9 protein-coding genes are annotated in these 11937 nt (G+C 70.2%); 6 read left to right on the top strand and 3 right to left on the bottom strand.

Features of this window, described 5'->3' with window-relative positions; all coding sequences use genetic code 11:
- Positions 1-60: 60 nt before the first annotated feature.
- The 3 genes from ACTMTI_RS27060 to ACTMTI_RS27050 are packed head-to-tail and all read right to left on the bottom strand — an operon-like array spanning position 61 to position 2426.
- Positions 61-1578, bottom strand: coding sequence for a PH domain-containing protein (locus tag ACTMTI_RS27060; RefSeq protein WP_441123332.1), 1518 nt, complete (start codon positions 1576-1578; stop codon positions 61-63).
- Positions 1575-2096, bottom strand: coding sequence for a PH domain-containing protein (locus tag ACTMTI_RS27055; protein WP_441123331.1), 522 nt, complete (start codon positions 2094-2096; stop codon positions 1575-1577). The genes ACTMTI_RS27060 and ACTMTI_RS27055 overlap by 4 nt, the downstream gene beginning before the upstream one ends.
- Before the next feature lie 9 nt (positions 2097-2105).
- Positions 2106-2426: a hypothetical protein gene (locus ACTMTI_RS27050; protein ID WP_441123330.1), complete on the bottom strand. Its 321-nt coding sequence runs from the start codon at positions 2424-2426 to the stop codon at positions 2106-2108.
- Positions 2427-2529: 103 nt separating this feature from the next.
- Between ACTMTI_RS27050 and ACTMTI_RS27045 the strand changes: the two genes are divergently transcribed.
- The 6 genes from ACTMTI_RS27045 to ACTMTI_RS27020 all read left to right on the top strand — a co-directional run bounded on the left by ACTMTI_RS27045 (position 2530) and on the right by ACTMTI_RS27020 (position 11562).
- Complete coding sequence (locus ACTMTI_RS27045; RefSeq protein WP_441123329.1) at positions 2530-3255, top strand: YbhB/YbcL family Raf kinase inhibitor-like protein; 726 nt, start codon at positions 2530-2532, stop codon at positions 3253-3255.
- A gap of 183 nt (positions 3256-3438) precedes the next feature.
- On the top strand, positions 3439-4941 hold the full coding sequence (locus ACTMTI_RS27040; RefSeq protein WP_441123328.1) for a hypothetical protein: 1503 nt from the start codon (positions 3439-3441) through the stop codon (positions 4939-4941).
- 78 nt (positions 4942-5019) lie between these two features.
- On the top strand, positions 5020-7251 hold the full coding sequence (locus tag ACTMTI_RS27035) for a SulP family inorganic anion transporter (protein WP_441123327.1): 2232 nt from the start codon (positions 5020-5022) through the stop codon (positions 7249-7251).
- A gap of 4 nt (positions 7252-7255) precedes the next feature.
- Complete coding sequence (locus ACTMTI_RS27030; RefSeq protein WP_441123326.1) at positions 7256-8266, top strand: NAD-dependent epimerase/dehydratase family protein; 1011 nt, start codon at positions 7256-7258, stop codon at positions 8264-8266.
- Between the two features lie 317 nt (positions 8267-8583).
- Entirely contained in the window at positions 8584-9576 is a 993-nt protein-coding gene (locus ACTMTI_RS27025) for a serine hydrolase (RefSeq protein ID WP_441123325.1), read from the top strand.
- Positions 9577-9612: 36 nt separating this feature from the next.
- A complete protein-coding gene (locus tag ACTMTI_RS27020) occupies positions 9613-11562 on the top strand; it encodes a serine/threonine protein kinase (protein WP_441123324.1) in 1950 nt (649 codons plus the stop codon).
- Positions 11563-11937: the final 375 nt, after the last annotated feature.

The following is an 11937-nucleotide window of genomic DNA, read 5'->3' as shown; positions in this document are numbered from 1 at the left end:
ACGGACGCCGCCGCCGCACACCGCGGCCGGCGCCGCTGCACCACGGTCCGCGGCGCGGCTTCACCCGGCGGGCGGGCGGGGCTCCGCCGGCGGCGTCAGGAAGGGTGCGAGCCATTCCGGTGTCACCTCGGCGGGGAAGGCCGCCCCCTGAGCCTCCGAGACGTCGATCGCCGAATATCCCCCCTTGCCGGCGCCCACGCCGGCGATCAGCGTGAGCACCCCGGCCCGCCGCTGGAACCACGTCTGCCGCAGCCGCCACCCCACCACGGCGCGGCGCTCGATCACGGCTTTCGAACGCCGCAGCGACCCCGAGCGCACCGCCAGCCGCACCCCGTCATAGCCGTGTCCCAGCGACGCGTACCTGTCGAGTCCCAGGGGAACCCCGGCACCGGCCGCCAGCAGTGTCAGCACCAGGAGAATCCACCACGGCATCGCGCCCGTCGCCCAGACCGCGACAGCGCTCACGAACGCCGCCACCAGCCATGGGAAGACGGCGCGAAACAGTCGGCGGTTGCGCGCCACGGGCGGGTGGCGGCGCAGAGCGGCCCGGTAGGGGCCGATCGCCTCCTCCGCCACCTGGTACGCGACCGCGCGCGGCACATCCGGCAGCAACTGCCCGCGAGTGGCCGAATCGCCGAGCCCGGTCACGATGGCCCAGACGCGGACGACCCCGGCCCACCGCTCGGCGAGGCCGTCCACGATCTCGTAGCCGCGCACCCGCCTCGACTCCAGCGACACGCTGCGCCGGTTGACCAGCCCGCGCTCCGCCACCAGGTAGCCGTCGCGGCGCTTGAGCCGGAAGTCCCAGTTGAAGACCGCGTACATCAGCCCGCCGAGGACCGGCATCGCCAGGACGAGCAGCACCGCCACGATCAGCAGCAGGTAGGGCTGGTCCCAGAGCCACTGCACAACGTGCCAGGCGGCGTTCCGGCCGAACCCCAGCTGGTCCCCCCACTGGAACGCCAGCCCCACGGCGCCGCCGGCGAGCGCGAAGGGGGTGAGCAGGTACGCGCCCGACAGTGGCCCGTACAGCAGCCACTTGCGCGGCACGCCGATGATCGGCCGCTCGGCCGGTCCGGTGGGGACGTGCGGCTCCGGCCGAGCCGCGCGCCGCAGCAGCACGGCCTTGAGACGTTCGGCCTCGGCCAATGTGACCCCGTCGAGCTCGGCCTCCTGGTCCCCGCCGCTCGCCCCGGTGTCGATCTTGAGTACGGACAGGCCGAAGAGCCGGTGCATGGGCGGCGTGGACACGTCGACACCGCGGATCCGCTCCAGCGGGATGGTGCGGACGGAACGGCTGATCAGCGACCGCTTGGTCTCCAGGCGGTCGCCGACGATCTCGTAGGTGAAGGTGGCCCACCTGATGACCGCGAACACCACGGTGCCGACGACGCCGAACGCCGCCCAGCCGTACGATCTGGCCGAGAAACCGCCCACGAAGAGCAGGCCGAGGAGGGGCAGGAGCAGCGAGGGCAGCATGCGTACGGGGTCGATGAACAGCACTTTCGGGCTCAGCCGCAGCGGCGCTCCGGCTGGGACCGGAGGGGCGCCCTCCCCGGAAGGCGTGGGCTCGGTCATGTCGCGTCGTCTCTGAGCTCTTCCGCCCGGTGCGCGAGTTGCTCGGCCAGCGCCGCCGCGACCAGGTGGTCGAGGCCCTTGATCGTCGAGGAGCCGGCGTGGGACGCGGTGCGGATCTCGAGCGTGGCCAGCCCGAGCATCCGCTCCAGCCACCCTTGCCCCTTGTCGACGGTCTGGATGCGGCTTACGGGCACGAACACCCACTCCCTGGTCAGGAACCCCGACCGGGCGTAGACGATGTCGTCTGCGAGCTCCCAGCGATGCACGGCGTAGCGTACGAACGGCTCGGCCGCCAGGAACGGCAGGAGCACCAGCACGACCGCCAGGGGCAGCAACCAGGAGTTGGCGGCGAACCAGTCCGGCACCCACGACCACCCGCTCCCGCCCACCCATCGCGACACGAGGAGGGCGCCGCCCAGGAAGAGCACGAACGCGATCAGTGCCTCGAGCAGCCACAGGCGCACGGCCTTGGGCGAGACGCGGTTCGCCGGATCGCGCAGCGGGCCTGTTGACGTCACACGCCCAGCTTAGGACGCGCGTTCACCGGCCGAGCGCCGCTCGGCGTGCCGCGCTGGATCTCCTTGCTCGGCGGCGAATCCATCGCGGAAGATGATCCGCTGATGGGGCGGGTAAAGATCCGCCGCCGGTTCCGGCGTGTCCGGCGGTGCCCGCTCCGCCGCGGTGCCATGCTCGTGGCGGCCCGGCCGCAGGCTGTCGAGCCTGGCCACGTCGGCGGCGCCACGTTCGTGCCAGCCAGGCCCCGGGCCGCGCGGGACCGCAACCCTCAGCGCGAGCGCCCCCACGCAACGTGGCAGCCGCCGTCCGCCGCAGCCGGCACTTTTCGCCACAAGCTGCGACCGAAACCCATGTCCCTTTTGTCGGGTCGCTGTACGCGCTCCCGCCCCGCGTTCCACGCCCGTGAAGCGGCAGGCCGGAAAGGGTTCCCTCGGTATGGCCGGATACGGCGTCGCGGTGTCGGGCGAAGGCGGCCAGTGTGTCCAACGTCACTTCGCAGATGCCGTGATTCCGGTCGATTTCGGATCCTTTACCAAGCACGGACCATCGAGAAACGGTCTGCGCACTGCCGAGACCCGCGTAGCATCGTCCGGCATGGGGCTGTGTAACGCGACAGCACGCGTGCGACGCATCACCGTCACTGTGACGGTGGTTGTCGCGGCGTTCGCACTGTCGGGTTGCGGCAGTCTCATCGGCAGATCTCAGGCCCTGGACATCGCGGAGATCAACGTCTCCAGCCCGGAGCTGCGCAACGGCAAGCCGCTACCGCGCGAATACTCCTGCCAGGGCGATCAGGGCAGCCCGCCGCTGCGCTGGTCGAGCCAGCCGCTGTCCGAGGCGAAGTCGATCGCGATCGTGGCCGACGCGCACAGCAGCTCGAGTTCAGCCGTCTACTGGGTGCTTTACAACATCCCGGCGACCACGACCGAGCTGGGCCCCAACGCCTCCAAGGACCCTCCCGAGGGGTCCGGCCAGGCGAGGGTCACCAGTGGGAAGGCGGGCTATGAGCCGCCTTGCGACAAGGGCAACTATCGCTTCACCGTTTACACGTTGGACGGCAAGGTCGATCTCCAGAAGGGCGACACCCTTCCGGAGATCCTGAAGCAGATCGCGGACCAGACCATAGCCCGGGGCCGCCTCACGGCGGTCGACATCCAGTGAGAGGCCGAACACTGCAGGTAGTACGGTGTACCAATTCTTCACGTAGGGTGTGACAACGCTCATAGTGGTCCGACACAATCAGATCCAATGTTCAGGCACTGGTGATCAAAGGGGGCAGATCGCGTCGATGGCCGCGCGATCTCACCGGCGCCAGAGGGAGGCCATGGCTTTGAGGGTGGTGCAATGACTGCGGTTGTAGTGAGCTTGGTCGCTGTCGTGCTCCTCGTGCTCGTCGTCGTGGCACTGGGCATGCGTTCGATGAACCGCCGGGAGAGCTCTCTCCCTCCGGAACGGCTGAAGGAGATGGCCGAGAAGGAGGAGATGACCCATTGTCGATCGACGGACGAGTTCGCCGCGCACGAACCGCGGATGAGGAACTTCAGCCCCGACTTCAGCCCCATTGACGAGCCCAAGCCGCCGAAACCGGTACGCACCGGCCAGCGTGGCAGGCGTGGCGTCGACGAGTGGGGCAACCCTAGCTCGGACGACGAGGACGAGGAGTTCTGGGCCAACATCCGCAGCGACGCCGAGCAGGGTAACTTCGGCGCCGGCGGCACAGTGGCTGCCAGGAAGGCCGCCGCCCGCCCCGACGATCGCGAGCGTCCCGCCGAGCGTCCGGCGGAACGGCCCACCGAGCGCCCCAGCCAGCGGCGGCGGGCCAGGCCCCAGCCCGTGGCGGCGGCATCCGTCGACCCCGAGGCGACGACCATCCAGGCTCCCCTGCCTCAGCGCCAGGTGCCCGCGGCCGCCGCGGCGGCCAACCTCGCCGACCTGGTCGAGCCCGCCAAGCGGGCCACTCCCGCACAGGCCGAGCTGGCGGACCAGCGCACCATGACCTTCGCGGCCCCGACTCCGACTTCCGACGTGATGAGCATCCTGGGCGTGGGCGCCCCCGCCCCCACCCCGCGCCCCGCCTCCGACTCGATGCCGTCCTCCCGGTCATACTCCCCGTCCGCGAACGGCAGCGGCTCCTTCCCCGCCTCCCCGGCCGGCGGAAGCGGCTCCTTCCCCGCCGCCAACGGCAGCGGCTCGTTCCCCGCGTCACCGGTCAACGGCAGTGGTTCGTTCCCCGCCGCCGGCCCCAACTCCAGCGGCTCGTTCCCGGTGGCGCAGCCGACGCCCATCCACGGCGCGCCGACGAGCGACCCGTTCCCCGCCTACACAGGCAACGGCGCCGACCCGCTCGAGACCACCTGGACCAACCCGCCCGCCTCCACCACCTCCGGCTCGTGGAGCGCCTCGCCCGACATACTGGACGACCCGACCCCGGCCACCGCCTACGGCGGCCCGGCGACCTCGTGGCCGGCGTTCGAGGAGCCCGCGCGCCCGTCTTACCCCGCCTCCTACGAGGTGCGCGCAGGCTGGGCCGTGGCCGACGACTCCGACCCGCTCACCGGGCCCTCCCCCGCAACCGGCACACCGACCGTGCCAGGCCGGGCGGTCTCGGCCTACGACGACGTGCTGTCCACGCCGACGTCCACGCCGACGCCGGCGTCTCCCCCGGGATCGATCGCCTACGAGACGGGCGACATCACCACCGCGGCGGCCCCCTGGCCGGAGCCGCCGTCGGGCGGGAGCTGGCCGGCGTTCGGCGACAACAACAGGCAGGGCGGCCAGTCGCAGCCCGCTCAGGGCGGCCGCCGGCGCGCTCCTGAGCAGGATTACCCGCACGACTACTACCGCTGAGCCCAGGCGCCCATTAATGCGTAAAACCCGTGTGACGCACCACTAAAGCAGGGTCGACGGAGCAATAGGGTTTGCTCCATGTTCCGCGACACGAAGAGTAGCTGGCTGAGCACCCTCCGGCATGATGTGCCAGCCTCCCTCGTGGTTTTCCTGGTCGCGGTGCCCCTTTCGCTGGGCATCGCGATGGCTTCCGGGGCGCCTCTCGCCGCCGGGTTGATCGCCGCCGTGGTGGGCGGGATCGTGGCGGGCGCGCTCGGCGGCTCGGCCGTACAGGTCAGCGGGCCCGCCGCCGGATTGTCGCTGGTGGTCGTGGACCTGGTGCACACGTACGGATGGCGCGCCACGTGCATGATCACTCTGCTGGCCGGGGCCGTACAGCTCGTGCTCGGGGTGTTCAAGGCGGCCCGGGCGGCGCTCGCGGTGTCGCCGGCCGTCATCCACGGCATGCTGGCGGCCGTCGGCGTGATCATCGCGCTCGCCCAGCTGCACGTCGTGCTGGGCGGCAGCTCGCAGCGCTCCGCCGTGGCGAACCTCGTCGAGCTGCCCGGGCAGATCGCCGACCTGCACGGCCACAAGGTCGCCGTCGGCCTGCTCACGATCATGGTGCTGGCACTGTGGACGCGACTCCCCAAGCGGATCAAGGTCGTGCCCGCGCCGCTGGCCGCGCTGCTCACGGCGGCGATCACCGCCTGGGTGTTCAACTGGGACGTCACGCGCGTCGACCTGTCCCACAGCATGACGGAGTGGGCGTTCCCCGTGCTGCCGCAGGGCGACTGGCACCTCGTCGTGGCGTCGGTGCTGCTGGTGGCGCTGCTGGCCGGATGTGAGTCGCTGCTGTGCTGCGTGGCGATCGACGGGATGCACGGCGGCCGCCGCGCCGATCTCGACCAGGAGCTGACCGGGCAGGGCGTGGCGAACATGGTCACCGGCGCGCTCGGCGGCCTGCCGGTTGCCGGGGTGATCGTGCGCAGCACCACGAACGTGCAGGCGGGGGCGCGTACGCGCTTGTCGACGATCCTGCACGGGGTCTGGGTGCTGATGTTCGCGCTCGGACTGGGCTGGGCGATCAAGCTGATCCCGCTGGAAGCGCTGGCGGCGTTGCTGGTGTTCATCGGCGTGCAGATGGTGAACCTGGGCCACATCAAGAAGGTGCACGGCCACGGCGAGGTGCCCGTGTACGTGGCGACGATGGGCGCCGTGATCCTGCTCGGGCTCGCCGAGGGCGTGCTGGCCGGGCTGGCCCTGGCCGCGCTGCTCGCGCTGCGCCGCCTGACCTGGGTCACCGTGCTGAAGCGCGAGGACCGGGACGGCCGGATGCACGTGACGATCTCGGGGTCGCTGACGTTCCTGGGCGTGCCGCGGCTGACGCACGAGCTGCGGACGATCCCGGCGGGCAGGCCCGTGGACCTCGACCTGAACATCGACTTCATGGACAACGCCGCCTTCGAGGCCATCCACTCCTGGCGGCTGGACCACGAGCGGATGGGCGGCACGGTCAACATCGACGAGCTGCACGACGAGTGGTACGCGCTGGCGGCCAGCGGGGCGCGCATGTTCCCGGTCAAGTCGCCGCCGAAGGTGCCGGACCGCTGGTGGCTGCCGTGGGCGCACCGGACCCGCCGGACAACGCCGTCCGACGGCGCATCCGCGGAGGTGGAGTGCCTGCTGACGGCGGGGGCCCGCGAATACCATCGGCACACGGCTCCGCTGGTGAAGCCGATCTTCACTGAGCTGGCCCGCAAGCAGCAGCCGTCGCACCTGTTCATCACGTGCGCGGACTCCAGGATCATGCCCAGCCTGATCACCGCGAGCGGTCCCGGCGACCTGTTCACGGTGCGCAACATCGGCAACCTGGTGCCGCGCAGGGGCTCGGAGCCGCACGACGACTCGGTGGTGGCCGCGATCGAGTACGCGACGCAGGTGCTGGGCGTGCACACGATCACGGTGTGCGGCCATTCCGGGTGCGGCGCGATGGCGGGGGTGCTCAGCGCGGGCGTGCAGGCAGGCAGCCTGCCGGGGCTGCGCCGGTGGCTGCGGCACGGCGACCACAGCCTGGCCACGTTCATCGAGACCGAGGGCGATCGGCTGCACAGCGGCGCCCTGGACGTGCTGTGCCGGGTCAACGTGCAGCAGCAGCTGGAGAACCTGCGCACGTACCGGAAGGTCGACGAGCAGGTCAGGGCGGGCAAGCTGGAGCTGGTGGGGCTGTACTTCGACATCGCGACCGCCAGGGTGCACCTCGTGCCGCCGCTCCGCTCTACGCCCTCGGTGAAGATGCCTGATCGCCGGGTGCTCGCGGGCGAAGAATGATCCCATGAGGGTTCTGGTGATGGGCGGGTCGGGGTTCCTGGGGCGTGCCGTCGTGGAGGCGGCGCTGGCTCGGGGGCACGAGGTCACGACGTTCAACAGGGGGCGCAGCGGGGCCGACGTGCCCGGGGTGGAGGCCGTGCGCGGCGACCGGGAGGCGCGGGCCGATCTCGATCGGCTGGTCGAGGGGCGTTCGTGGGACTTCGTGGTCGACACCTCGGGCTACGTGCCCCGGGTGGTCGGTGAGTCGGCGCGGGCTCTTTCCGGGCATGCGGCGACGTATGCCTTCATTTCCACCGTCTCGGCCATTGCCGACTTCCCCGGCGAACCGGTCGGCGAGGATCCGGCGAGCTGGCCGTGCGAGCCCGACGCCGGGCCCGACGACGGCGGCTACGGGGTGCTGAAGGCGGGGTGCGAGCGGGCCTCCGAGCAGGGGTTCGACGGCAACGTACTGATCGTGCAGCCGGGGATCATCTTAGGACCGCACGAGGACGTGGCCCGGCTGCCGTGGTGGCTGACCAGGATCGCGCGGGGCGGCCAGGTCCTCGCGCCCGGCTCCCCTGACCAGCCGATGCAGCTCGTGGACGCCCGCGACGTGGCGATCTTCACGCTCGACCACGCGGAGCGCGGCACGGCCGACCGGTTCCTGGTGACGGGGCCGGCCGGACACACCACTTTCGGGGAGTGGCTGGGCCTGTGCAAGGAGGTGACCGGGTCCGACGCGGAGTTCGTGTGGGTCGACGACGAGTTCCTGGCCGGGCAGGGCGTGCGGACCTTCGTCGAGCTGCCGCTGTGGGGCGGGCCGCCGTCGGCGGAGGTCGGCAACTTCTGGAGCGTGCCGACGGCCAAGGCGGAGGCGGCCGGGCTGCGCATCCGTCCCGTGGCGGAGACCGTGCGCGACACGTGGGCGTGGCTGCGTGAGATCCCGGAGGCGGAGCGCAATTTCGGCACGAACACCCCGCACGGGATAGCGCCGGAAAAGGAGGCCGCGATTCTCGCCGCGTGGGCTTCTGAGTAATCCTGCGCAGACCCGGGGGCATGGGCCGGGTTAGTGTCGCGATGCCAGCGAGGCACTTCCGGTGCCCACGGCGCGCCTCGCGACGACGGTCCTGACTCCCAGGGGCCAGAGGGGCGGAGGTGGCCGATTGCCTCCGCCCCTCACTTTTGAGCCTGGTTTGAGCTTTTGGGAGCGAATTTTCAGGTAGCGCACGTGGTGCTAACACGGTGGAAACACCCATATCGGAATGCTGCCTGCCATGAGATTGCGGGCTTTGCCTTCCTTATTGCATTCCTGGCCGCCTTTCCCGTCCGATCCCGTTCCCGTGTAGGCCGGCCGTGCCGGCGCAACTCGGGACGCCGCCGGGGCGCCGGCGGGTCACGCTGGGATCCATCGCGGCCGCGTTCGCGTCGCTGATCATCCTCACGTCGGGCGGCGTCGCCTCCCCCGCCCCCGCTCCCCTCCTGCCGTTCCTCATCCCTCCCGCCCCCAGCCCCGTCGCCCTGGCCGCGGCCCCGGAACCGTCGAAGGCCTCGAGGCCGAAGCCGGCGGCGTCGTACCAGAAGTCGCTGACCCGCTCGCTGAACCGCTACTTGGCCGGCCTCCCAGGGGAGCTCGCGGTGTCGGTACGCGACCTGTCCACCGGCCTGTCGTTCTCCTTCAACCGCGGGCTCAGGACCGCCACGGCCAGCATCGTCAAGGTCGACATCGTGGTCGCACTGCTGCTCAAGGCGCAGCGCCGGCGCCGCGGACTCACGGCCTGGGAGCGGCGGGCGGCCGCCCAAGCCATCAAGGTCAGCGACAACGCCGCCGCCTCCGCTCTGTGGTCGGCGATCGGCGGCGCCTCCGGCCTGGCCGCCGCCAACAACAAGCTCGGCCTGCGCGACACGAAGCCAGGCCCAGGAGCAGCATGGGGCTCGACCACCACCAGCGCCGCCGACCAGATCCGCCTCCTGACCGCCCTCACCTCCCCGAAGAGCCCGCTGTCCGCCAGGCACCGCCGGTACGTGCTCGGCCTGATGGGCGACGTGGCGCCCGAGCAGGCATGGGGCGTCAGCGCGGCCGGGCGCGAGGGCGCGGACGTGGCGCTCAAGAACGGCTGGCTGCCGCGTGAGCGGGACGGGGGACGCTGGACGGTCAACAGCATCGGCCGGGTGCGGGATCGCGGCCACACGTACCTGATCGCCGTCATCTCGCGACGCCACTCCTCGATGGGAGCGGGGGTGAAGGCGGTCGAGCGCGTCACCGAGCTCGTCACCGGGACCCTCGCCAAGGCCGGCGCCGGCGCATTGTTGACAGAAGAGTATTCCGGTGTGTCTACCAGCCGGTAAGTTTCGGAGAGCCATGCGTTGGGCCAGAATCCCTGCATGCCATCCTTCACGCCGCTCAGGCCCGGCGATCCTCTGAAGATCGGGGGCTTGGAACTCCTCGGCAAGCTCGGCGAGGGCGGACAGGGTGTCGTCTACTTAGCCAAGAACTCGACGGGCGCGTACGTGGCAGTCAAGTGGCTGCGCGCCGACCAGGCGGGCGACCAGGTCAGCGTCCGGCACTTCCTGCGCGAGGCGGAGACCGCCCAGCGCGTGGCGCGGTTCTGCACCGCGGCCGTTCTCGCCACGGGCGTAGAGCAGGACCGGCCTTATATCGTGAGCGAGTTCGTGGAGGGCCCCTCCCTGGAGCAGGTCGTGCGGCAGCAGGGACCGCGCACCGGCTCAGCGCTGGATCGGCTGGCCATCGGCACCGCCACCGCGCTGGCCGCGATCCACCAGGCGGGGATCGTGCACCGGGATTTCAAGCCGGGCAACGTCATCCTCGGCGCCGACGGGCCGCGCGTGATCGACTTCGGCATCGCGCGCAGGCTCAACGCCACCGCGATGACCAGCAGCACGCCGATCGGCACGCCTGCGTACATGTCTCCCGAGCAGATCATGGGGCATGCGGTCGGGCCTGCGGCCGATATGTTCTCGTGGGCCGGCACGATCGTCTTCGCATCCTGCGGGCGAGCGCCGTTCGGCAGTGACGGGGTGCACGCGGTGATGAGCCGAGTGCTGCGGCAGCCGCCCGATCCGGGCCCGCTCGACGGGCCGCTGCGTGAAGTGGTGCTGAAGTGCCTCGACAAGGATCCCCGGCAGCGGCCGACGGCCCAGCAGGCGATCGAGCGGCTGCTGCGACACCCGGCGCGCGACTCCAGCATCCTCGTGCAGGGGACCGAGGCGGCCTCTCCGGAGGTGGATCCGCCCCGCCCGCGAGACAACAGGCCGATCATCATCGGGGCGGCTGTGACCGCCGTGCTCCTCGTGCTGGCCGGGGTGGCGGTGACCGTGGCGCTGCGGAACCTCCCGACCGTGGCCGCCCCCGTCTCATCCACGACCGCGGCGCCGCAGACCACGGCACCGGTCACCCCCACCGCGAACAGGCTGCCCGGCGGCTCGATCACGCTCTACGAGCACCCGTCCGACCCGATCACGCTGACGGCGTACGAGGTCTACGACAAGAAAGCCGATGACGAGATCGACTACGCCCGGCAATCGCTGTGGGGCCCGTTCAGCAAGCACGCCGGCAACTGGGAGTCGCTGGTCTCACCCGACGGGCGCCATCTCGCGGGAAGGCCCCGGAAGTACACCTCGGACGGCTACGACTCGGTCCTCATCACCGACAGGCAGGCGGGTTCCAGCTTCCGGGTCAAGACCGTACGCGACCCGCTGATCAGTCCCGTCGACGCCTGGTCGAAGGACGGCTCGAAGGTCCTGCTCAACATCGAGCGGAAGATCAACCATAAGGAAGGCGAGGAGGACTGGATCCACCTGGGCTTCGCCATCATCGACGTGGCCCAGGCCAAGGTCAATGTGATCAACCTGACCGACGTCTCGATCCGGGAGTCCAAGTTCGGCTGGGACGCCAACGAGGAAGGCGCGGTCGCCGTCTACGGCAAGGACGAGGGGTTGCGCTTCTTCGACGCCTCCGGCAAGGCCACGCGTGACATCCCAGATGTCGGTCCGCTGTCGTCTGGCGCCGTGGGCATCTTCTCGCCCTCAGGCAAGATGTTCGTGACCGACTGCCCAGGCGGCGGCCCCGGCGACCACTGCATCTGGGACACCGGCACCGCCAAACAGATCCGCAAGTTCACCTCTGACTGCGAGAAGGTGCTCGGCTGGTACGACGAGGCGCATCTCTACTGCTGGGAGCTGGACAACGCGGCCAATGACGAGGTCCAGGTCGTGGGATTCAGCGGGAAGCTGGTGCGCAGACTCCTGGAAGTCCCGGACGAGCTGGACATGATCCCTTACTTCACGATCAATCCCTCCAGGGGCTCCTCCTGATCCGTGGAATGGCCGGCGGACCAGTCACACTTGACGCGCCTGCATGCTCGTGAGCGCCGGCGAGGTCGTCAACCTCCTCGGTGCGCACGTGCCGGGAGAGCCATGGACAGGCGTTCGCTGGTTTCGGAGATCTTGCATGCTCTGGCGGAACAGGACGGTTGCTACGGCGAACCCGTGATCTCTTTGGTGTGAAGGAACAACGACGGGTGTCCTATCTGGCATTTCTCCTGGTTAGAGGCGTCTGTTGTGCGTGGACGTGCAGGGGCGGGCACCTGATGGCATCTTGAGTGTCACTCAGTTTGCCACTCCCGGCAACGACGAGTGGTACTTGAATCTCTTCTTCCGGATCTAGCGCTGACCTGCGACTTTGTGACC

Origin of the sequence: Nonomuraea sp. H19 (assembly GCF_052068215.1) — a bacterium.
Classification (GTDB): Bacteria; Actinomycetota; Actinomycetes; order Streptosporangiales; family Streptosporangiaceae; genus Nonomuraea.
This window is presented reverse-complemented; position numbering and strand designations above follow the sequence as displayed.